The sequence below is a fragment of the Micromonospora sp. DT62 genome (assembly GCF_049847285.1).
Lineage (GTDB): Bacteria > Actinomycetota > Actinomycetes > Mycobacteriales > Micromonosporaceae > Micromonospora > Micromonospora reichwaldensis.
In genome coordinates this window covers 43573-64608 of sequence record NZ_JBNCOB010000020.1, presented here as the reverse complement: position 1 = coordinate 64608, position 21036 = coordinate 43573, and the positions used below count along the sequence as shown (strand labels likewise).

The 21036-nt window shown below is 73.8% G+C and carries 21 protein-coding genes; 2 read left to right on the top strand and 19 right to left on the bottom strand.

Annotated features, from left to right (window positions below; translation table 11 throughout):
• Positions 1-138 precede the first annotated feature (138 nt).
• The gene (locus ACPXCB_RS23500) at positions 139-627 is read left to right on the top strand and encodes a transcriptional regulator BldD (protein ID WP_013285505.1); all 489 of its coding nucleotides are present in this window, start codon (positions 139-141) and stop codon (positions 625-627) included.
• 121 nt (positions 628-748) lie between these two features.
• Here the strand turns inward: ACPXCB_RS23500 and nusB are convergent, their stop codons facing one another.
• From nusB to ACPXCB_RS23465, 7 genes are all read right to left on the bottom strand, one after another.
• A complete protein-coding gene (gene nusB, locus ACPXCB_RS23495) occupies positions 749-1159 on the bottom strand; it encodes a transcription antitermination factor NusB (protein WP_172896683.1) in 411 nt (136 codons plus the stop codon).
• A gap of 23 nt (positions 1160-1182) precedes the next feature.
• Positions 1183-1740, bottom strand: coding sequence for an elongation factor P (gene efp / locus ACPXCB_RS23490; RefSeq protein ID WP_132240163.1), 558 nt, complete (start codon positions 1738-1740; stop codon positions 1183-1185).
• A 798-nt stretch (positions 1741-2538) separates the two neighbouring features.
• Positions 2539-2970, bottom strand: a complete 432-nt coding sequence (gene aroQ / locus ACPXCB_RS23485) for a type II 3-dehydroquinate dehydratase (RefSeq protein ID WP_425877693.1) — start codon at positions 2968-2970, stop codon at positions 2539-2541.
• On the bottom strand, positions 2967-4043 hold the full coding sequence (gene aroB / locus ACPXCB_RS23480; protein WP_425877692.1) for a 3-dehydroquinate synthase: 1077 nt from the start codon (positions 4041-4043) through the stop codon (positions 2967-2969). Before aroB ends, aroQ begins: the two co-directional genes overlap by 4 nt.
• A 115-nt stretch (positions 4044-4158) precedes the next feature.
• On the bottom strand, positions 4159-4662 hold the full coding sequence (locus tag ACPXCB_RS23475) for a shikimate kinase (RefSeq protein ID WP_425877742.1): 504 nt from the start codon (positions 4660-4662) through the stop codon (positions 4159-4161).
• A 46-nt stretch (positions 4663-4708) separates the two neighbouring features.
• Positions 4709-5887, bottom strand: a complete 1179-nt coding sequence (aroC, locus tag ACPXCB_RS23470; RefSeq protein ID WP_421458266.1) for a chorismate synthase — start codon at positions 5885-5887, stop codon at positions 4709-4711.
• A 137-nt stretch (positions 5888-6024) separates the two neighbouring features.
• Positions 6025-6924 carry a hypothetical protein gene (locus ACPXCB_RS23465; protein WP_425877691.1) on the bottom strand — a complete coding sequence of 300 codons (900 nt, stop codon included), beginning with the start codon at positions 6922-6924 and terminating at the stop codon, positions 6025-6027.
• 34 nt (positions 6925-6958) lie between these two features.
• On the opposite strand from ACPXCB_RS23465, the gene ACPXCB_RS23460 reads away from it, so the two are divergent.
• Entirely contained in the window at positions 6959-7429 is a 471-nt protein-coding gene (locus ACPXCB_RS23460) for a TetR family transcriptional regulator (protein WP_425877741.1), read from the top strand.
• An 8-nt stretch (positions 7430-7437) separates the two neighbouring features.
• On the opposite strand, the gene ACPXCB_RS23455 is transcribed toward ACPXCB_RS23460, so the two are convergent.
• The 12 genes from ACPXCB_RS23455 to ACPXCB_RS23400 all read right to left on the bottom strand — a co-directional run bounded on the left by ACPXCB_RS23455 (position 7438) and on the right by ACPXCB_RS23400 (position 21007).
• Complete coding sequence (locus ACPXCB_RS23455; RefSeq protein WP_425877690.1) at positions 7438-8358, bottom strand: glycosyltransferase family 2 protein; 921 nt, start codon at positions 8356-8358, stop codon at positions 7438-7440.
• Entirely contained in the window at positions 8355-8969 is a 615-nt protein-coding gene (locus ACPXCB_RS23450) for a glycosyltransferase (RefSeq protein ID WP_425877740.1), read from the bottom strand. The genes ACPXCB_RS23455 and ACPXCB_RS23450 overlap by 4 nt, the downstream gene beginning before the upstream one ends.
• A 74-nt stretch (positions 8970-9043) precedes the next feature.
• Entirely contained in the window at positions 9044-9526 is a 483-nt protein-coding gene (locus tag ACPXCB_RS23445; protein ID WP_425877689.1) for a UDP-N-acetylglucosamine--LPS N-acetylglucosamine transferase, read from the bottom strand.
• A 53-nt stretch (positions 9527-9579) separates the two neighbouring features.
• Positions 9580-9705 (bottom strand): hypothetical protein, encoded by a 126-nt coding sequence (locus ACPXCB_RS23440; RefSeq protein WP_425877688.1) that lies wholly within the window; start codon positions 9703-9705, stop codon positions 9580-9582.
• 46 nt (positions 9706-9751) lie between these two features.
• Complete coding sequence (locus ACPXCB_RS23435; protein WP_425877687.1) at positions 9752-11011, bottom strand: hypothetical protein; 1260 nt, start codon at positions 11009-11011, stop codon at positions 9752-9754.
• Positions 11008-11910, bottom strand: a complete 903-nt coding sequence (locus ACPXCB_RS23430; protein ID WP_358120811.1) for a sulfotransferase domain-containing protein — start codon at positions 11908-11910, stop codon at positions 11008-11010. Before ACPXCB_RS23430 ends, ACPXCB_RS23435 begins: the two co-directional genes overlap by 4 nt.
• Before the next feature lie 7 nt (positions 11911-11917).
• Positions 11918-13543, bottom strand: a complete 1626-nt coding sequence (locus ACPXCB_RS23425) for a lipopolysaccharide biosynthesis protein (protein WP_425877686.1) — start codon at positions 13541-13543, stop codon at positions 11918-11920.
• The gene (locus ACPXCB_RS23420) at positions 13540-14778 is read right to left on the bottom strand and encodes an O-antigen ligase family protein (protein ID WP_425877739.1); all 1239 of its coding nucleotides are present in this window, start codon (positions 14776-14778) and stop codon (positions 13540-13542) included. The genes ACPXCB_RS23425 and ACPXCB_RS23420 overlap by 4 nt, the downstream gene beginning before the upstream one ends.
• A 117-nt stretch (positions 14779-14895) precedes the next feature.
• On the bottom strand, positions 14896-16518 hold the full coding sequence (locus ACPXCB_RS23415; protein WP_425877685.1) for a lipopolysaccharide biosynthesis protein: 1623 nt from the start codon (positions 16516-16518) through the stop codon (positions 14896-14898).
• The gene (locus tag ACPXCB_RS23410) at positions 16511-17062 is read right to left on the bottom strand and encodes an acyltransferase (protein WP_425877684.1); all 552 of its coding nucleotides are present in this window, start codon (positions 17060-17062) and stop codon (positions 16511-16513) included. The genes ACPXCB_RS23415 and ACPXCB_RS23410 overlap by 8 nt, the downstream gene beginning before the upstream one ends.
• Before the next feature lie 94 nt (positions 17063-17156).
• Positions 17157-19085 carry a hypothetical protein gene (locus ACPXCB_RS23405; RefSeq protein WP_425877683.1) on the bottom strand — a complete coding sequence of 643 codons (1929 nt, stop codon included), beginning with the start codon at positions 19083-19085 and terminating at the stop codon, positions 17157-17159.
• A gap of 221 nt (positions 19086-19306) precedes the next feature.
• The gene (locus ACPXCB_RS23400) at positions 19307-21007 is read right to left on the bottom strand and encodes a DUF7594 domain-containing protein (protein WP_425877682.1); all 1701 of its coding nucleotides are present in this window, start codon (positions 21005-21007) and stop codon (positions 19307-19309) included.
• Between the last annotated feature and the right edge of the window lie 29 nt (positions 21008-21036).

Sequence of the window (21036 nt, the reverse complement as noted above, 5' to 3'; positions counted from 1 at the left end):
CAGCCCGGCGAAATGGGGACAACTCCCCCGGTGATCCCAACGGTAAGGTCACGACCACTTGACCAGTTGTACCAATCCCCGTACCGTCACGCTCCGTAGCGACCCTGGGAGAACCCCGAGCAGCACTGGGAGTGTTTAATGCCCTCTGAATACGCCAAGTCTCTGGGCGCCCGCCTGCGCTCCATCCGTCAGCAGCAGGGCCTGTCCCTGCAGGGCGTGGAGGAGAAGTCGAACGGGCGGTGGAAGGCGGTGGTGGTCGGCTCCTACGAGCGCGGTGACCGCGCTGTCACGGTGTCGCGCCTGGCCGAGCTTGCCGACTTCTACCGCGTTCCCGTCTCGGAGCTGCTGCCCGACGGCAGCGGGGTTCGCCACGAGCCCACCAGCAAGATCGTCCTCGACCTGGAGCGCCTGTACGACGAGGCCTCCGAGGACCTCGCCTACGTCGCCCGGTACGCGCGTGCCATCCAGCAGCAGCGCGGTGACTACAACGGCCGCGTGCTCTCCATCCGCGCCGACGACCTGCGCGCGCTCGCGATCGTGTACGACGCCTCGCCGTCCGGCCTGATCGAGCGGCTCACCGAGCACGGCGTGCTGGTCGCCGACCCGCGGGCGTTCTTCGCCAGCTGACCAGGAACGCGAGAGGGGCCCGTGCCGGACGGCACGGGCCCCTCTCGTTCGTCGTTCGTGTCGCGTCCCGCCTGTTGAGCACGCCCGCTGTGACGCACGTCCGGGTGTGACGTGCGCCACGTCAGCGGGTGGCGTACTCGGCGATGCGGCCGAGGATGCCGTTGAGGAAGCGCGGCGAGTCGTCGGTCGACATCTGCCGGGCCAGTTCGACGGCCTCGCTGATGGCCACCGCGTCGTCGATCTCGTCGACGTAGAGCAACTCGTAGACCGCGATCCGGGCGAGGTTGCGGTCGACCGCCGGCATCCGGTCCAGCGTCCACCCCTCGGCGTAGCTGGCGATCACCTCGTCGATCCGGTCGAGGTGGGCGGCGACGCCCTCCACGAGGCTCACCGCGTAGCCCAGGTGCTCGGGTCGGGGCTTCTCGATCCGCTCGATGTAGCCGGCGAGCACCTCGACCGGCGGACGGTCCCGCAGGTCGGCCTCGAAGAGCACGTCCAGCGCCCGCTTACGCGCCTTGCGGCGCGCAGGCATCTGCTGCTTGGGGCCCTCGGCCATCAGGCGCGGCCGAGGTAACGGCCGTCGCGGGTGTCGACCTTGATCTTCTCGCCGGTGGTGATGAAGAGCGGCACCTGGACCGTCGCGTCGGTCTCGACGGTGGCCGGCTTGTTGCCGCCGGTCGACCGGTCGCCCTGCAGGCCCGGCTCGGTGTAGGTGACCTCCAGCACGACGCTGGTCGGAAGCTCGATGTAGAGCGGGACACCCTCGTGGGTGGCCACGGTCGCCTCAGCCTCGGGCAGCAGGTAGTTCGCCGCGTCGCCGACGGTGGCACCCGGCACGTTGATCTGGTCGAACGTCTCCAGATCCATGAAGACGTAGTCCTCGCCGTCGGCGTAGAGGTACTGCATGGTGCGCTTGTCCACGGTCGCGGTCTCGACCTTGGTGCCCGCGTTGAAGGTCTTGTCGACCACCTTGCCGGACAGCACGTTCTTCAGCGTGGTACGCACGAACGCACCACCCTTACCGGGCTTGACGTGCTGGAACTCAACGACGGCCCAGAGCTCTCCGTCGAGGTTGAGTACCAGGCCGTTCTTCAGGTCGTTGGTGGTGGCCATTTCCTGCCTTGATCATCAATTGGCGGACAGACCTGGCAAGTCTACTAGTTGCGCCGAACGCCGCTGTCCGCCGCTTCCCGCCGCCCTCCCCGCCGCCCTCCCACCTCCCTTCCGCCGGCTTCTCCCCGCACTTCCGCCGACTTCCCGCCGACTTTCCGCCGCCCGCTCGCGACGCTTTCCGCCGTGCCCCACCGTTCTCCGCCGCCGCTGCCGCAGTTGCCCCGCCGGTCCCGCCACTGGTTGCCCGCCGACCGGCCGAGCCGCTGTCGCCTCCGCGGCCGACCCCGCCACGCCGCCCCGCCAGCCGAGCCGCCGTCGCCTCGCAGCCGCCCAGCCGCCGTCGCTTGCAGCCGCCCAGCCGCCGTCGCTCCGCCGGCCGGCTGAGCCGCCGGCCCAGCCACCTCGCGGGGTTGCCGGGCGAGAACGCACGCCGGCACTCACACTGCGTAAGCCGCCACGCTCCCCGGCAGAAGCCCTCCACGCTCCCTTTGCTTTGCACCCATGGAGGCACCAGTTACGCATGGTCACTTTCTCGCCTCTGACCACGATTCGCCGTCGACAAGAAATCCCAGCTCAGGCCCGTGGTGCGAATTCGGATGCAGAGCAAAGCGTCGGAGGGGCAGGGAGCACGAGCCGCAGAGGCGGTAACCGGCAGTAACGAAGGGAGGTGTCACTCAGCGTCACGACGGCTGGAGCGCAGAGCGCGTCACCGGCACTAATCTCGCCGCTCCCGCACGCGACGGGGCGGGACGGGAAGGACGGGAAGGACGGGAAGGACGTTAAGTGCAACCGGGGGGGTCAGCGGATCAGGGTGGCCAGGTGGTGCAGGGCCAGGCGGTAGCCGTCGACGCCGAGGCCGCAGATCACCCCGGTCGCCACCGCCGACACCACGGAGTGGTGCCGGAACTCCTCGCGGGCGTGGATGTTGGAGATGTGCACCTCGACCAGCGGCCCGCGCAGCATGGCGCAGGCGTCCCGGACCGCGTACGAGTAGTGCGACCAGGCGGCGGGGTTGAGCACCACGGCGGCGCCCTCGTCGGCGGCGGCGTGCAGCCAGCCCAGCAGCTCGTGCTCGGCGTCGGTCTGCCGGACCGCCACGTCCAGGCCGAGCTCCCGCCCGGTCGACTCGCAGAGCGCCACCAGGTCCGCGTAGCTGGTCGCCCCGTAGACGTCCGGCTGCCGGGTGCCGAGCCGGCCGAGGTTCGGCCCGTTCAGCACGTGGACCTTCATGCGGCCACCTCCCGGTAGGCCGCCTCCAGCAGCTCGTCGTCCGGGCCCTCCAGGATCGCCGGCCGGGCCAGCCCGTCCAGCACGACGAAACGCAGTTGGCTGCCCCGGGCCTTCTTGTCCACCCGCATCGTGGCGAGCAGTCCGGGCCAGGCCTGGGCGGGATAGCTGGTGGGCAGGCCGAGCGCCGCCATGGCCGTCCGGTGCCGCTCGGCGGTGGGGGCGTCCAGCCGCCCGGCCAGCCGGGCCAGCTCACCGGCGTAGACGACGCCGACCGACACCGCGTGGCCGTGCCGCCAGCGGTAGCCCTCCGCCTTCTCGATGGCGTGGGCCAGGGTGTGGCCGTAGTTGAGCACCTCCCGCACGCCCGACTCGCGCAGGTCGCCCGAGACCACGTCGGACTTCACCCGGATCGCCCGCTCGATCAGCTCGCGGGTCACCGGGCCGGTCGGGTCGGTGGCCGCCGCCCGGTCCCGCTCCACCAGGTCGAGGATCACCGGGTCGGCGATGAAGCCGCACTTGACCACCTCGGCCAGACCGGCGGCGAGGTCGGCCTGTGGGAGGGTGTCCAGCGTCGCCAGGTCGGCGAGGACGCCGACCGGCGGGTGGAACGCCCCGACCAGGTTCTTGCCGGCGGCGGTGTTGATCCCGGTCTTGCCGCCCACCGCCGCGTCGACCATGCCCAGCAGCGAGGTCGCCACCGGAACCCAGCGCACCCCCCGCAGCCAGCAGGCCGCGACGAAGCCGGCCAGGTCGGTCACCGCGCCGCCACCGACACCCACCACCGCGTCGGTACGGGTGAAACCCGCCTCGCCCAGCCGGTCCCAGCAGGTCGCCGCGACGTCGATGCGCTTGCCCGCCTCGGCGTCCGGCACCTCGATCAGCAGCGGCTCGATGCCAGCGGCGCCCAGCCTGTCGCCGATCGCGTCGGCCAGTTCCCTGAGCGGGTGCGCGTGCAGCACCGCCACCCGGGTCGCGTCCGGCAGCAGCCCGGGCAGCGCGTCGAGCAGGTCGCGTCCCACCAGCACGTCGTACGGGCGCTCGCCGCCGACCGGGATCCGGGTCACCTCGTCCATCGCCGGCAGCCTAGTCCAGCCGCCCGATCCGAGGTGGGAACTGTCCACTTCGTGGCCACCCGTTCGCGCCGTCCCGCCGTCCCGCGCCCGCCCAGCGCTCGAAGAGCCGGGTGGCTCAGCGCTTGAGGAGCGCGACGATCTCGGCGGCGATCTCCGCCGGGGAGCGCCCGTCGGTGACGACCGTCGCCGTGGCCACCTCGGCGTAGAGGGGACGGCGCTGGTCCAGCAGGTACTTCAGGGTCGCTCGGGGGTTGATCGCCAGCAGTGGGCGGCCCCCGCCGAGCCCGACCCGCTTCACCGCATCGGACAGCTCGACGGAGAGGTGGACCACGGGGTGCCCGACCAGGGCCGCGCGGTTCTCCTCGGCGAGGATCGCGCCGCCGCCGAGGGCGAGCACGCCCTCGCACGAGGCCAGCGCCGCCGCCACCGCCGCCCGTTCGAGGGTACGGAAGTGGTCCTCCCCCTCGTCGATGAAGATCTCGGAGATCGGCTTGCCGGCCAGCCGCACGATGTCCAGGTCGGTGTCGCGGAACTCCACGCCGAGCAGCTCGGCAAGCGCCAGCCCGACGGTGGTCTTGCCCGAGCCGGGCGCCCCCACCAGCACGCAGACCGGCGCCATCAGCGGCACCGCCGAACCGCCGCGCGCCCCGCCCGCCGAACCGCGCTCACCGGATCACCAGGGCGTCGAGGTAGCCGGCCAGGTTGCGGCGGATCTCGGCGACCGAGTCGCCGCCGAACTTCTCGGTGGCGGCCTCCGCCAGCACCAGCGCCACCATCGCCTCGGCGACGACGGCGGCGGCGGGCACGGCGCAGACGTCCGAGCGCTGGTTGATCGCGGTGGCGGGCTCGCCGGTGGTGACGTCGACCGTCGCGAGGGCCCGGTTCAGTGACGAGATCGGCTTCATCGCGGCCTTCACGCGCAGCGGCTCGCCGGTGGTGATGCCGCCCTCCAGCCCGCCGGCCCGGTCGGTGACCCGACGTACGCCGGTGGCGGTGGGGATGATCTCGTCGTGCGCCTCGGAGCCTCGGGAGCGCGCCTGCTGCCAGCCGTCGCCGATCTCCACGCCCTTGATGGCCTGGATCGACATCAGGGCGGTCGCGAGCCGGGCGTCGAGCTTGCGGTCCCACTGCACGTGGCTGCCCAGGCCCGGCGGCACCCCGTACGCCAGCACCTCGACCACGCCACCCAGGGTGTCGGCGGCCTTCTTCGCGGCGTCGACCTCGGCGACCATCCGGGCGCTGGCCTCCGGGTCGAGGCAGCGCAGCGGGTCCGCGTCGATGCGGTCGGCGTCGGCGGGCGTGGGGCGCAGCCCCGGCTTGGCGGCAACCGGGCCCAGCTCCACCACGTGCGAGACGATCTCGATGCCGAGGGCCTGCCGGAGCAGCGCCTTGGCGACCGTGCCGACGGCGACCCGGGCGGCGGTCTCCCGCGCGCTGGCCCGCTCCAGGATCGGCCGGGCGTCGGTGTGGCCGTACTTCTGCATGCCGGCCAGGTCGGCGTGCCCCGGGCGGGGGCGGGTCAGCGGCGCGTTGCGGGCCTGGCTGGCCAGTTCCTCCGCGTCGACCGGGTCGGCGGCCATCACGGTGCGCCACTTGGGCCACTCGGAGTTGCCGACGCGGATCGCGACGGGGCTGCCGAGGGTCGCCCCGTGCCGCAGCCCGCCGATGACCTCGACCTCGTCCTGCTCGAACGACATCCGCGCGCCCCGGCCGTAGCCGAGCCGGCGCCGGGCCAGCTCACCGGCGATGTCCCCGGTGGTCACCTCGACGCCGGCGGGCACGCCCTCGAGCATCGCGACGAGGGCGGGACCGTGCGATTCCCCTGCAGTCAACCAGCGCAACACAGCGGTCAGTCTGTCACGCCCGGTGGCCGCCGCCGTGCGGTGCCCGCCGTGTCCCGCCCTGCGGACGCGGCACGGCCCGCCGCGACCGCCGGGCTGACTCGTACCGGCCTCAGCCGTTGCCCTCTGTTCCGGGCCGGTCACCTCCGATAGCGCTGTGCCACTGCCGCGAAGGCGGCCTTGGGTTCCCATTCCATGTCGGGGTAGGTCTGCCCACGGCGTCCTTCGAGGAGCTTGACGATGCCCAGGCTGGCCCGGTCCAGGTCGTCCCTGGGGTCGCCGTCCGGGCGGTGCGGGTAGCCGGGCAGGGCGAACAGGAACACGAACGCGCTGTCCACGCCCTCGGTCTCGAAGATCTCCAGGAGCTCACTCAGATAGGTGGCCTGGCCGGCCTCGTCACGCTCGTGTACGCCGTTGAGCCGTACCGGGGCCCTGGTCTCCGGGTCGTGCTCGACCACTTCCAGCACCCGCCCACCACGGTCTCCCGCGCCGCAGTAGGCCGCGGTGCCGAATCCGGTGATGGCGAGCGGCTTCGGGCCCTGGGCCAGGGTGCGCACCGCGTCCCGGAACCGGTCGGCGACCTCGGCGGAGCGGATCAGCTCGAACGTCACGATGTCGAAGGGAGTCCAGTCGACCTGCTCGAACTGGATGGACGCGTAGGTCAGCCTGCCCTGGAAGCGCTCGCGGACCGTGGCCGCGGCGTCGCGGAGGAACGCGTTGATCTGCACGCCGAGTTCGCGGATGGCTTCGGCCCGCCGTTCGGGTCGGCTCATCAGCTGCGCGACCCGATCCTCGGGGCTCTCGCCGGGCAGGAACCCGCGGTTCATCACGCTCAGCTCGACCCCGGCGACGAACACGACCGCGGCCCCCTGCTGCCGGAGCCGTTCCGCCCGCTCGGCGCAGTCGCGGAAGAGCGTGAGGATCTGCTCCGGATCCAGCTCCAGCGGATAGGGCGAGAACCAGACCTCCAGGCCGAGTTCGGCGGCGGCGCCGGCGGCCAGCTCCAGCGTCGCCGAGGCGGCCGGGGTCTCGCCGCGCACCTACAACAACTACTTCGCCAGCCGCGAGCAGGCGATCGTCTCCGCCGTCACCGCGGACCGGGAGGCGCGCATCGCGGCGGCGGTCACGGCCCGGCCCGCAGGAGCGCGCCTGGCCGACGCCGTCACCGAGGCAGTGGTCGAGCAGTACGCGAACACCGGCGAGCACGAACGCCAGGTGCTGCTGTTGATCACCACCCGGACCGCGCTGCGCGACGCGTTCCTCGACACCACCACCGGCATCGAGCCCCCGCTCACGGCAGCGATCGCCGAACGCCTGGGTGACGCCGGAGCGCACACGGCCCGCGTCCTCGCGGCAAGCGTGGCCGCGGCGGTGCGCATCGCACTGGAGGGCTGGCTCCAGCCGGCCGGGAACGCGGGCGCCGCCGGGAGCCTCGGCGCCGGAGGACTGGTCGTGCCCTCCGGCTCGCTGCCCGACCAGCTCCGCGCGGCGCTGGCCCCGCTCGCGCCCGCGTTCGACGCCGCCGAGCGACGCATCCGGCCCTGAACGCGCGCTCAGATGCCCCGGCCGCGTTTGTGCAGGGTACGCAGCACCGCGTCGGCGCGGACCATCCGCCCGGCCACGGCGAGGGCCAGGTACGCCCTCGGCTCGCGCGGGTTGCGCCGGATGGTGTGCCGGGCCCAGCGCATCGCGCCCCGCCGGTCGCCGGACGCGGCACGGGCGAAGGCGATCTGCCCGGTGACCCGCGCCTCGCCGGCCGGCTGGGTGCCGAACTCGGGGTAGCGCTCCAGCAGCCACTGCAACGCCTCGGAGATGGTGTCCCAGCGCTGCGCGAAGTAGGACCGCTTGTGCCAGCGCACCAGCACGTACGGCGTGCGCAGGTTGACCAGCGGCGCGCTGCGGGCGGCCCGGAGCAGGAACTCGTAGTCCTCCGCGTAGCTGCCCGGGATCTCCTCGTCGACGAGCCCGAACCCGTCGCGCAGCGCGGCGGCGCGGATCAGGAAGGTCGACGGGTGCAGCTCCGTCATCCGGTCCCGCAGCAGGTCGGCCAGGGTGACCGAGTCCTTCGACAGCACCCGGTCGACGGTGTGCCCGTCGTAGCTGACCCGGATGCCGCAGCTGACGAACTCCGCGTCGGGGTGGGCGGCCAGCGCCTCGACCTGGGCCCGCAGCTTGCCGGGTAGCCACTCGTCGTCGTCGTCGCAGAACGCGACGAGCTCGCCGGTGGCGGCCAGGACGCCCGAGTTGCGGGCCCCGGCCAGGCCGGGGGCGCGCTCGTTGCGGATCACCCGGACCAGCCGGTCCGGGCGGGACAGCTCGGCCAGCGAGGCGTCCGGCTCGGACTGGTCGTAGACCACCACCACCTCGATCGGGCCGGGGTGGTCCTGGTCGAGGATGGCGCGCACGGCGGCCCGGAGCAGCTCCGGGCGGTCCCGGGTGGGCACCACCGCGCTCACGCTCGGGTGTTCGGTCATCGCCGCTCTCCGTTCCGGCCCGGCCGTGCCCACGGCCGCCACCTCGTCCGCTGCCGTCGTCCGGTCGACGCGGCCACCAGGTCCTCCACGATCCGTCCCACCTGCTCGACCGCCGCGCGGCGTGCCCGGGACGCGTCCGGGTCGGCCGCGACGGCGAACCGCGACGGGTCGGCCAGGCCCGCGGTGAGCGCCTCGAACAGCGCCTCCCGGGTCTCGGCCAGCGCCACCATGCCGGCCGCGCCCAGGCGACGGGCGAACAACTGCTGGTGGTCGTCGACGTGTTCGCCCCGGGTCGGGTCCCGTGGGACGACGATCGGCAGGTGCCCGTGCCGGCGGGCCTCCAGGATGGTGGCGGGGCCGCCGTGGCAGACCACGAGGTCGGCCTCGGCCATCGCCGTCTGCAACTCGTCGTGACCGAGGAAGGGCGTCGCCCCGGGCACCCCGGGGGCCCGGGTGTGTCCGTGCTGGACGGTCAGCCCGACGTCCTCGGCGACGGCGGGATGCCACTCCTCCAGCCAGCCGACCAGGCGGTCGAACGGATGCTTGTCGGTGCCGACGGCGACCAGCAGCCGGGCCTGCGCGAGGCCGCCGGAGTCGCGCGGCCGGGGCACCCGGGTGGCGGGCGCAGGCCGGGGACGGCCGGGGGCGACGCGGTGCGCGGGGGCGGTGCCGGTGCTCTCGGCGCTCACAGCAGGGTCCCCACGACGGTGGCCTCCGGGTACTGGCGGCGCTGCTCGTCCCACTGCACGAGCATCGCGGAGAGGAACGGTCGGCAGAGCCGGGCGGTCAGGGTCGGGGTGTCGATGCGGTCGTACACCTCGATGTAGACGGTCGGCACGCGCCGGAGCCGGGCCAGCACCACGAACGGGACGGCCACCCCGGCGCCGGTGGTCACCACCGCGGCGACCCGGCGCGACCGCAGCACCCGCCAGGCGAGAACGGCGTTGCGCAGCAGGTTCGGCACGTTGCGGGTGGTCGGGTGGTGCGCCGGGACGAGTTCCTCGCCGGCCAGCAGCGAGAGCGCCTCGGGTGTGTCGAAGGTGACCCAGCACCGCCGCCAGCGTTCGTACCACGGGCGCAGGGCGAGCAGTTGGGCCAGGTGGCCGCCGCTGGAGCCCACCAGGAGCAGGACTCCGGGCTCGCCGGCATCCTCGGTCGTCTTTTCCACGCGACTCCCCACAAGTTCGCTTGGATGTTCGGTGGTCGCCACGCGACAGCAGATCACACGTCCCCGGCTGGTGAAATAGGGCGACCGGGCGACAGATCGATCTCCGCGGGTGGCGGATCGGGTGCGCCGCGGCGACCATCAATATCGACGGTCGTCACGACCTGGAGTTTCTTGGTCACTATCCGGAGTCGACGGTGGACCGCAGGCTCCGGCGATTTCGGTGGATCAGCCGCTATGTCGTTTCTCGATGACGTCCAGCAGGGCGGGATGCAGCGCCGCGTTCCAGCCCGCGCCCGCGTCGGCGAGACGCCAGGTGCGCAGCCACATTTCCAGCAGGTAGGCGTCGGCCACCAGTCGCCGGGCCGCCGGCCCGAGCCCGAGTTCGGTGCCGTACCGGTCGAGGTGGGCGTCGACGGCCCGCGCCGCCGCCGCGGCCGGCTCGCCCCGCAGCACCAGGGCCCGCTGGAACGCGTCGTGCGCCAGGTCGAAGCCGAGCGGCACGTCCGGCCCGCTGTGCTCCCAGTCCCAGGCGACGAGGCGGCCGGCGTGCACCCCGAGGTTCCAGGGCACCCAGTCGCCGTGCCAGTGCCCGAACTCGACGGTCGTGTCGCCGTGCCGGTCGGTCAGGGCGGCGACGGCGGCGACCGCCCGGGCCCCGTCCGGCGTGCCGGCGGCGGCGCGTCCGGCCTCGGCGGCGAGCCGGGCCAGGAACGCCGACCCGGCCACGGGGCGCGGTGGCGCCGGCGGGCGGCCCCGGCGGGCCACGGCCAGCAGCGCCGCGATCCGCGGCGGTTCGCCGGCCGACACGCCCCGCACGTCCGGTGGCAGCGGCTCGACCAGCGCGACGACCTGCCCGGCGGCCGTCGTCTCGGCCAGCAGCCGGGGCGCCGCCGGATGGTCGGGCACGCCGGTCACCGCCGGCAGCTCCCGCAGGGCCGCCGCCTCGGCGGTCACCAGCGCCCGGGTCGCCCCGTTCCAGCCGATCTTCGCGTAGCCGAGGGCCCGGCCGTCCGGGGCGAACAGTTGCAGGGTGGGCTTGTGGTTCGGGTCCGGCGGGCGGACCCCGCAGGCCGCGTACACCGCCGGTTGCCCGAGCGCGGCGCCCAGCCGCCCGGCCAGCAGCGCCTCGTCGGCCGCGACCCGCTCGGGCAGCGACACCGTCAGCCGGGGAAACGGGGCCAGATCGACCGCGCCGACCCGCGCCAGCGTGCCGAGCCCGGCCCGCACGGCCCGCACCTTCGGCGGACGCAGCGCGTTGTACGCCAGCAGCGAGGCGGCCGTGGCCCGGGGCGCGCCGAGCGGCAGCAGGAAGCGGGCCCGGGCGAGCGACGGGACGACGGCGTACCGGGCGACGGCGCGGTGCCCGGGCGGCGGCGGGGCGCCCACGGTCAGGGCGATCCGCTCGTCGCCGAACACCGCCCGGGTGACCCAGCCCAGCCCGTCGGTGCGCGAGCGGGGGTCGGCGGCGGTGGCCCGCGCCGTCACGGGGCCTGGTCCGGCCAGTCGAGCTCCAGCCCCAACCGCTGCCGCAACGCGTCGTTGTACGGGCGGTAGTACTCGGTCAGCTCGGCGCGCACCGCCGGCTCCAGCGGCGACGAGCGGCGGTCGTTGTAGACCTTGAAGTCGGGCAGGTCGTGCGGGGGCAGGCCGAGGAAGTCCAGCGTCCGGCGGTAGGTCGACCGGGCGTCGCGGTAGAGGTCCTCGCTGGGCAGGAAGAGGATCTGCTCCCGGTCGAAGCGCTCCAGCCACGGCTCCAGGTGCTCCAGGTAGCGGCCCCGGGCCCGGTAGGTGTACCAGTCGTACGGCTCGCTGAAGTACTCCGGCTCGGCGATCAGCCGCTCCCGCTCCCCCGCCGTGCGCTCCTGCTCGGCCGCCAGGGCGGCGGCGAAGTCGAGCGGCTCGATGCCGTGCGTGCGCCGCTCCTTCCAGTGCGAGTACGCCCGCTCCACCGGGTCGCGCAGCAGCACGATCAGCCGCACCGACGGCATCAGCGCCGCGACCCGCTGCGCCGCGAGGGGGTGGAACATGTACAGCGGCGCCGCCTCGCCGACGCGTACCGGCCCGCCGTGCCGCTTCTCCAGCGCCTCCCGGTGGCGCTGGGTGGGGAAGTGCGAGCGGTACCAGGCCTCGCCGCGGCGCCAGTGCTCCTCGAAGTAGTGCGAGGACTTGGTGTTCCAGGCCGGGAAGAGCCGGGGCACCAGCGGGTGCTGGATCAGGTAGTTCCACAGCGAGGTGGTGCCGCCCCGCTTGGTGCCGATGATGAGGAAGTCCGGCAGCGGTCGCCGGTCGCTGGTCCGTACCCCGTAGTCGACGAGCGACTCCCGCACCCGCTCCGTCACCTGGGTCGGTACGAGCTGCTTCACCCGGTCTCGGATGGACGGCACGACGACCTCACCTGCCCTTCGATTCCTCCGGGGCGCGCCCGGTGGCGGCCGGGGCCGCCTCCTGCCGCCCACGAACCTGCACCATGGTCACCCGGATGCGGTGCCGCACCCGGGGCAACGTCAACAAGCCGACGCAGCCGGCGGCCAGCACGCCCAGGGCCACGGCCAGGCCGCCGATCCCCCGGCCGCCGGCCAGCACCCCGACCGTCGCCGCGGCCCCCACCCCGGCGACGGTGGCCGCCCCGGCCCGCAGCATCGCCGCGTCGACCAGCGGCTGGCCGACCACGGCCCGGGCACAGCCGACCGCCGTGAGGTTCTCGGTGGCGATGCCGAGCGCCCAGGCCAGCGCCGCCCCGGTCGCGCCGTGCGCCGGGATCAGCCACAGGCCGAGGGAGACCGTGACCAGCAGCCCGGCCAGCGTGGCGGCCAGGTGCAGCCCGCTGCGCCCGCCCATCAGCAGCAGGCTCTGCACGTTGCCGACCCCGGTGTTGACCAGCATGGCCAGCGCGAGCACGGTCATCGCGGGGGCGCCGGCGGTGAACTCGGGCCCGAAGAGCTGGAGGAAGGCCAGCCCGAAGACGGCGAGCAGCAGGTAGACCGGCCAGGACAGCACCAGCCCCCACGTGGTCAACTGCCGGTGCACGGCCGCCGCCGCGGCCCTGTCCCCGCGCCCGAGCAGCCGGGACAGCTGTGGTGACACCGCCACCCGCAGCCCCTGCATGGCCAGTTGGCCGGCGAGGATGTAGCGCCCGACGGCGCCGAACACGCCGGCCTCGGCCGGCCCGGCGAGCACCGACGTGAGCAGCACGCCCACCCACATGTTGCCGGCGTCGATGGCGGCCGACGCGGCCCTGGGCAGCGCGAAGCGCCAGAACGCCGACCAGTCGTCCGGCGCGGGCCGCAGCGCCGCGCCCCGGCCGACGCCGAGCGGGCCGGCCACCAGCGTCAGGCAGGCCAGCAGGGCGAGCGCCGCCGGCACCAGCCAGCCGGTCATGCCGGCGAGCAGGCCACCGCCGGCCAGGGCCGCCGCGCCGACCAGCACGGGCCGGGCCACCGGCAGCAGGAAGAACTGCACCCCGACGTACGCCCGGATCGGGCGCACGCAGCGCAGCGCCGCGAGCAGCAGCGTCATCGCCACCACCACGGGCACCGCGGCGAAGCTGGCCGTCAGCAGGGCCGCGCCGTCGACGCCGGAGCCGCCGAGCAGGCGCGGGGCGAGCGCGTCGGCGGCGAGCACCCCGCCGACGCCGACGGCGACCGCGACCAGCAGCGGCGGGACCAGCGCCACCGGGAGCACCCGGGCGGCGTCGCCCCGCGCACCGAGGCGCCGGCGGGGCAGCGCCCACATCAGCCCGGTCTCCGCGCCGAGGGTGCACACGGCGGTGGCGACGGTGACCACACCGATCGCGGCGAAGAACGCCCCGGAGCCGACCGTGCCGTAGCCGCGGGTGATGACCACCGCGAGCAGGAAGCCGAAGAGGCCGCTGGTGGCCGCGCCGACCAGCCCGGCCACGCCGCTGCGGACGCTGCGACGGGTCTCCGTGTCGTCGCCGGCCGGCGCTCCGCCCGGGCCCGACGCGGCGGGTACGGAGGCCGGTTGGGGGCCGGACGGCGGGCGGGTGGCGGCGGTCATGCGGGCACCGCTCTCGGGCGCGGGGTGCGGGGGCGGTGCAGCCGGGCCGCCGTCTCCCGCTCGGTGAGCGCCATCGCGAAGGCGACCGCGAAGAAGGCGACCGCGAGGTTCTGGTTGGCCATGCCGTAGAAGGGGATCTGCACCAGGCAGACCACCGGCACCACGGCCAGCCACTGCCCGGCGGCGGACGTGGCCCGGGCGCAGATCAGCGCGGCGACCACGAACCACGCGAGGAAGCACAGCAGTGCGGGGACGCCGTGGCTGAACAGCACCATCCACAACTGCCCCTGGGTGCCGATCGGCGCCTCGGCGCTGACGGTGTCGACGTTCACCGGCGCGCCGTAGCCGAGCCAGGGCGACTCCCGTACCCGCCGGATCACCTCAACGTAGAGGGAGAGCCGGTCGGTGTTGGTGTCGCTGGACTCGACCCGGTTGCCGATCAGCTGGGTGACCGGGATGAACAGGGTGACGAGGCCACCGGTGACCACCACCCCGACGATCGACGCGGCCACCCGGACGTTGCCGCGCAGGGCGGCCCGGAGGCCGAGCACCGCCAGCCCGGCGCCGAGGCTGAGGAACATCGCCCGGTTGAGCGTGAGGAAGGCCGGCGCCAACGACAGCGGCAGCGACGCCAGCAGCGCCCAGCGCAGCATGCCGCGCCGGCGCAGCATGGTGAAGGCCACCACGCAGGGCAGCGTCATCGCGTACGCGCTGCCGTAGTTGTTGGTGTACGCGAACGGCGCGGCCGGCCGGTAGATCGGGTTCAACGACCGGGCGCTGTACTCCGCGGTGGTGAGGTGGACCATGTCCTGAATGAACGGGGTGTTGGCCACCCCGCCCGGAAGCAGCACCTCCACCGGGGTGGTCAGCGCGAAGCGGGGCGCCAGCACGCCCAGCCAGCCCAGCGCGACCAGCCCGAACCAGAAGGCGCAGAGCGGAACGAGGACGGCGACCTGGTCGGGGCGTTCCCGGGCGACCGCGTAGACGTAGACGCCCACCACGAGCGCGGTGAGGTAGAAGGCGAGCCGCAGGGCGAACGTCAGCACCGAGGCCGGCGTCTGCAACTGGGTGGCGCTGACCACCACGACGGCCAGGAACAGCAGCCAGATCCCGGCGGCCGGGGGCAGCGGCACCCGGCCCCGGATGAACAACAGCGCGAACAGCAGCGCCCCGAGCAGGGGCCACCCGAGGTAGAACGCGCCGGCCAGCCACCACACGGGCACCAGGCCGAACATCAACGCCAGCGGCCAGAGCGGCAACCGCGGCGGGGGCGGCGGCTGCGGCAGCGGCGCGACGGCACCCGGGCCGCTGCCCGGCTCGGTCGTCGCCGGCGCGCGGGTGACCGGCACGGATCAGCCCCGGCCGCAGCGCGTCAACACGAAGCCGAGCGGGGTGACCCCGGCGGCGCGCAGCCGCTCCACGAGGCGGCGCAGGTCGCCCTGCCGGGTCCGGTCCTGTTCGACCACCACGACCGCCGTGCCCTGCCGGGCGACGGCCACCCCGCGCTCGTCGGACTCCGCCGGCGGGGCGTTGAACAGCACCAGGCTGTGGTCGGCGCCCTGCCGCCAGATGCCGAACCGGACGCTGCCCGCGCCCACGGTCACCGGGTCGGTGCTCGGCGCCTTGCCGTTCTCGCCGGCCGCCGTCGAGGTGACCCGGGGCAGGGTCAGCGTGGCGTCCGGGTCGGTGGACGGGCGGGCGCCGATCGGGTGCGGCGACGGGCGACGGGCCGCGGCCGGCTCCGCCGTGTCGCCGCTCTTGCCGTCCGTCGTCGAGCCGGCCGGCCGGGGCTTCGGGACGAGTGGGCGGGACGGGTCCGCCGCGGCGGGCAGCCGCTCCCGGTCGGCGAGCACGGTGCTGCGCAGCCGGTCGGCGCGCCCGCTGTCGTCGGCGACGAAGACCTCCCGGCCGACGGCCGCCAGCGCCACCGCCAGCCCGGCGGTGATGGCGGTGGGGTCCTCCTCGCGGGCGGTCAGCAGCGACACCCGGGCGGGCTGGCGCACCCGCTCGGCGATGGCCATGGCCACGTACCGGATGTCGGCGTCGACCGCCTCCTTGCCGCCGCGCCACCGGCGGCTGCGGACCGTGCCGAGCAGCGGGAGCCCGGTGGCGTCCCGGCCGTCGTCGACCGACCGGATCCGCCGGTCCATCGACTCCCAGGCGTACGCGAGCACCACGCCGAGCAGCGTCCCGCCGAGCAGGCCGGCGAGCAGGTAGAGCGGGCGGTTGCCGGCGGAGGAGGCCAGGGCCCGCTCGGCGGTCTGGGTGACCCAGCCGGGGTTGACGTCGACGGCGGCGATCTCGGTCCGCGCGGAGTTGAGCTGGGTGAGCTGGTTGTTGATGCCGGTCAGCTCGGTCACCGCGGCGTCGACGGCGCCCTCCCGGGCGTTGTTGACCCGCTTCTGGAGGGCGGCCTGCTGCGCGGCGACCTTGGCGATGCTCTCGTCGTACGAGCGCAGCATCTCCTCGCGCTGCTTCTCGTACATCGTGCGGCGCACGTCGAGGTAGGCCTGGGCGGCGAGGTTGACGCCCTCGACCGCCTGTTCCGCGGTGGGTGCCTGGTAGACGAAGCGCAGGATCTGCCCGCCGGTGGGCACCTCGACCTCGAGGGCGTCGCGCACCTCGCGCGGGTCCAGGTCGCCCGCGTCGGCCAGCCGCTGCACCACGTCGGTGCCCGTGGCGATGCCGCTCTCCACGTTCATGTTCACCGCCCGGTCGGCGGCGGCGCCGCTGGGCGTGAACGCGTCGGTGACGACGGGACGCACCGCCACGACCGCGCTGGCGGACACGGCAGCCGGTACGAGCACCACGTAGCCGATCGCGGCGAGCAGGCCGATCGCGGCGACGGCCCCGACGAGCCGGATCCGGTGCAGCGGGACGCGCAGCAGGTCGGTCAGCGTGACGGTGCGGCCCGGTGTGCCGCCACCGCTGGCGGGGACGTCCGTGGCCCAGGTACCGGGGGAAGCGTCAGTCATTGAACTTCTTCACCGTCTGTTGTGGATTTCCAGCGACCACGACCCGCGGCGGCACGTCCGTACGGACCACCGTGGCGGCGCCCACGACACTGTCCCGGCCGATCCGCACGCCCTTCATCACCAGGGCGTGCGCCCCGATCCACACGTTGTCCTCGATCGTGATCGGGGCGCGGGTGGCCGGGACGGGCGGGTCGTGCCGCTGGTCGGGGGGCAGGTTGTGGAAGTCGTTGTCCAGCAGCTCGCAGTCCGAGAGCAGGCACCGGTCGCCGATGGTGACCGACGTCCAGGTGCCGATCCAGGTGGCGTTCAACAGGCAGTCGGCGCCGACCCGCACCTCGCCGGGACCGGCGAAGCGGACCAGCTTGTTGATCCGGGTGCGGTCACCGATGCTCACCCGTACGCCCCGGCGCAGCCGGATCCGGCCGCGGATCTCCACGCCCCGACCCAGCGTCAGCCGGGGATAGCGCAGCGTGTACCAGCCGCGCTTGACCGCGAAGACGACCCGCACCGCGAGTCCTCTGCGGTTGCCACCCGCGCCGACCAACGCCCCTCCCCACGTGGTGCGGGCCGGCGACGGCTGATCCGTCGCCGGCCCAACGTGAACAATCTACCGATGTTCCGTTACGAACAGTCGACCGTCACTGCACGGAGAAGAAGGTCGACGGCGTTGACCACGTCACGCCGGCGGTCGCCGGGACCACCGTCGCCGTCGTTCCGTCGACCGCCGGGGCGGCCGTCGGGTCGAACGGCACGCTGCGCAGCGTTCCGTCGGTGGCACCGTACACGACCCGGCCGGCGACCCAGGCCATGCCCCGCACGGCCGACCAGGTGACTCCGGTGGTGGGCAGCGTGAACTCGGTGGCGCCGAGGTAGTTGCCGTCGATCTCGAAGTAGCGGTAGTAGAGGCCGCTGGCGCCCGAGCGGGTGTAGTAGAGGCGCCCGTCGAGGTAGAACGCGCCGGTCATCAGCGCCGGGTTGAACCAGTCGTTGTAGCCGGACGCCTCCCACGGCGCGCCGATCGCGCCGCCGTTGAACAGCGAGATGTCGATCCGGCTGCCCGTGGGGGTGCCGGCGACGGTGTGCGACCAGTAGATCCGGTCGTCCACCCGCCAGGTCGCGCCGGCCGCCGTGTAGTTGGGCTGGCTGACCGTGGTCGGGGTGCCCAGGCTGGTCCCGTCGAACGGCACCTTGGCCAGCTCGCCCGCGCCGGTGCCGACGTAGAGGTTGCCGGTGGTCGCGGTCGGCGCGTTCTTCGGGGTGATGGTGCGCCCGCCGGTCAGCGGGAACATCCCGAGCCGGCCGTGGTACTCGTTGCCCATGCCGTCGGAGTTGTGGCCGAAGTAGAGGCCGTCGCTGCCGCGCCAGAGCACCGGCACGGAGGAGCCCCAGTTGCTGGTGCCGGCCGGCATCGACGCGCTGCCGCTGCGGCGGGGGTTCCAGTTGACCGGCATGCCGGTGGCCGGGGTGACCGCGGCGATGCCGAGCCGGTCGATCGCGCCCTTGCCGGCGGTGTCGCTGGCGTTCGGGTTGTTCAGCCAGCGGAAGTGCCCGCCGAGGTAGATGACGTTGTCGGCGACCTCGACGGAGGTGATGGTGTCGTTGCCGGTGTAGTCGACCCAGGTGCCGAGCTGCCCGGTGCCCCGGGCGGCGGTCTCGAAGCGCACCAGCGCGTCGCAGTACGCGGCCGGCCAACCCGAGCCGCCGTTGGTGCCGACGACGAACCAGCTGCCGTCGCCGCCGAACTTGACGTCCTGCACGTAGTGCACGAAGGTCGCCGGCGCCGCGCACGGCGGCACGAACTTCTCCGTGCTCCAGTCCAGCACCGCCGGGGTGCCGGTGAGATCGACAAGCGCCATCTGGTTGCGCGGCAGGTCGTTGACGAGCGTGAAGTTGCCGCCGACGGCCAGGGTGCCGCCGTCCGGGGCGACGTCGATCGTCCACACGTACGAGGTGGTGCCGTGGCGCCCGACGGTCGCGTCGACGTTGAAGGTCGGGTCGATCGCGCCGGTCGTGGCGTTGAGCCGGCCGAGCCCGGCGTGCGCGGTGCCGTTGAGCCAGTTGAACGCCCCGGCCACGTAGAGCCAGTTGCCGTGCAGCGCCAGGTCGCGGACGGTGCCGCCGTCGGAGCGGCCGACCCAGCTGTCGACGATCGCGCCCGTGGCGGGGTTGAGCGCCACCAGGTTCTTGCGGGAGACGCCGTTGACGTTCTTGAAGGTGCCGCCGACGATCAGCGTGCCGCCGGGCCCGGCGACCAGCGTGTTGACCGCGCCGTCCAGCACCGGCAGGAAGCTGGTCGAGATCGTGCCGGTGGCCCGGTCGTACGCGAAGAGGTAACGCTGGGTGGTCCACGCCGCGCTGGCGGTCTGCCGGATCTGGGTGAAGCTGCCGCCGACGAACACCGTGGAGCCGACCTGCGCGAAGGCGCGGGTCTCGCCGTCCCTGGCGTGCGGTGTGGCGTCGGCCGGATTGGCCGAGACCAGGGTCGCCGGTTCGGGCGCCGGCACCAGGGCGGCGGAGGTCCCGGTGGGGACGGCCAGCACGGCGGCGGCGGTCACGAGTGCGACCACCCCCGCCCGGGTGCGGAGTCCGGCGGATCGCCGAGAGAGCGGGATGTCGGGCACGCTACGCCTCCATGTCGGGAGAGAACCCGCGTAGCGTGCCTGGTCGACCCAGGCCGGCGATATCCGCCGATTGGGCGGTCACTGCATCGGCAACATGACACCGCACACAGGAAGTCGGATGTCCGACTCGCCCGTATCACTCTGGGTCGAAGTGTGAACGCGCGGTGTCAGCGGGCGCCCCCGGTGGGCTGCCGCAGATAGCTGTCGCGGCCGGCGCGGGCGAATCCCGCGACCGACGCGGCGTCGTGGTTCATGGTCATGTCACAGGTGTCCGACCGGCGGGTCATCCCCGGGGAGTTGAAGTAGATGGCCGCCTTGATCTTCGGGTGCGCCTTCAGCGCCGCCGGGAACTCCTCGAACCAGCGCCGCTTCGCGTCCGGGTCGGCCGCGTCGAAGTTGGTGCCGAACTCGGCGAGCATCCGCGGCTTGCCGGCCCCGAGAAGGTTCTCGTCCAGCCAGCGGTAGAAGCCACCGATGGTGGTGGCCGGGCTCTTCCAGACCTTGCTGCCGTTGCAGACGTGGAAGTTGTACGGGTCGTAGCCCACCCAGTCGACGTACCGGTCACCGGGATAGAGACCGGCGTAGCGGTCGTAGTGGCCCGACCAGCCCATCATCGTCCACACCCACACCGCGTTGTCGGCGCCCGCCTTGGCGAACCGGTCGTGCACGTGCCGCCAGGCGCGGACGAAGTCGGCGTCGCTGCCCTTGGCCGGCTCGTCCTCCGGCTCGTGGTCGAAGCCCATGAACACCGGCACGCCGGTGTCGCGGATCCGGCCGGCGACCGCGTCGATGGTGGCGTCGTACCGGCCACTGTAGACGTCCTGCCAGGTCAGCACGGTGCCAGAGGAGAAGATCCGCGACTCCCAGGCGAAGAACATCAGCCGACCCTCGCGCATCTGCTGCCGCTGGTAGGCGTCGGGGAAGGCGCCGTTGCTGCCGGCGTTGGAGAAGTCGTGGTAGCGGTGCACGAGGTCGAACTTGCGCCCGACCTGCGCCTCCACCTCGGCGACCGCGGCGCCGTGGTCCCAGCCGTCACCGGCGTTCGACGGGGAGTACATCCCCCACCAGGCGCCGCAGGAGGGCACCAGCCTGCTCGACACCGCGCCGCACCGGTCCGTACCGGCCGACGGGCTCGCCGACGGGCTCGGGGTGGCGCGGGTGGGGCTCGCGCTGGGCGTCGGCCGCGGCGCGGGGCTCGGCGCGACCGTCCGGCTCGGCGACGGCGCGGCGCTGGTCACCACCGGCGTGGGCCGGGTGCTGACGTCGTAGCGGATCTCCAGGCGCGGGCGCAGGTCGGGGTTGCGGTTCTCCGTCGACGCCCAGTAGATCCTGGTCTCCAGCGCCGTCTGCGCGAGCGAGACCGTCCAGGTGCCGTTGCCCTTCACCAGGGCCGAGACGTCCCACTCGTTGAAGCCCTTCGCCACGCTGGAGACGGTGTCGAGGACCGCCCCCGGCAGCGCCGGCGTCGGCCGCGCCGCGCGGGCGTCCACCGCGGAGGCGTGCGCGGTCACGGTCGCCGGGAACTCCTGCCACGCGTGCATCCGCAGGGTGGCCCGCACGTTGACCGCCGTCGCCGGCAGGGTGGTCACGGCGAACTGGACGACGGCCTCCCGGCCGCCCCGGGGGTTGCCGTCGCAGCGGACCGCGCAGGTCGCCAGCGTCGTCTTCGCCCCGTTGTCGCCGTCCTGCGGCACCATGGTCGCCGTGGTGTCGGCGGTCGCCGGGATCGACAGGTCGTCGGCGGCCAGCAGCGGCATCGTGGTGGCCACGATGCCGGCCACCACGGTGGCGCCGGCCACGCCGAGGACGACGGCCTTGCGCCGAGGGCCGGGGTGCCGGGTGAGGCGGTGCAGTCCGTGCCTGCTCAAGGAGCACTCCCTGTATGTCGGACGGTGAC

Coding starts and splice junctions, on each gene's coding strand:
- ACPXCB_RS23500 (WP_013285505.1), top strand. CDS start 139: ATGCCCTCTGAATACGCCAAGTCTCTGGGCGCCCGCCTGCGCTCCATC.
- nusB (WP_172896683.1), bottom strand. CDS start 1,159: ATGCCTGCGCGCCGCAAGGCGCGTAAGCGGGCGCTGGACGTGCTCTTC.
- efp (WP_132240163.1), bottom strand. CDS start 1,740: ATGGCCACCACCAACGACCTGAAGAACGGCCTGGTACTCAACCTCGAC.
- aroQ (WP_425877693.1), bottom strand. CDS start 2,970: ATGAAGGTCCACGTGCTGAACGGGCCGAACCTCGGCCGGCTCGGCACC.
- aroB (WP_425877692.1), bottom strand. CDS start 4,043: ATGGACGAGGTGACCCGGATCCCGGTCGGCGGCGAGCGCCCGTACGAC.
- ACPXCB_RS23475 (WP_425877742.1), bottom strand. CDS start 4,662: ATGGCGCCGGTCTGCGTGCTGGTGGGGGCGCCCGGCTCGGGCAAGACC.
- ACPXCB_RS23455 (WP_425877690.1), bottom strand. CDS start 8,358: ATGACCGAACACCCGAGCGTGAGCGCGGTGGTGCCCACCCGGGACCGC.
- ACPXCB_RS23425 (WP_425877686.1), bottom strand. CDS start 13,543: ATGACCGCCGCCACCCGCCCGCCGTCCGGCCCCCAACCGGCCTCCGTA.
- ACPXCB_RS23420 (WP_425877739.1), bottom strand. CDS start 14,778: ATGTTCGGCCTGGTGCCCGTGTGGTGGCTGGCCGGCGCGTTCTACCTC.
- ACPXCB_RS23415 (WP_425877685.1), bottom strand. CDS start 16,518: ATGACTGACGCTTCCCCCGGTACCTGGGCCACGGACGTCCCCGCCAGC.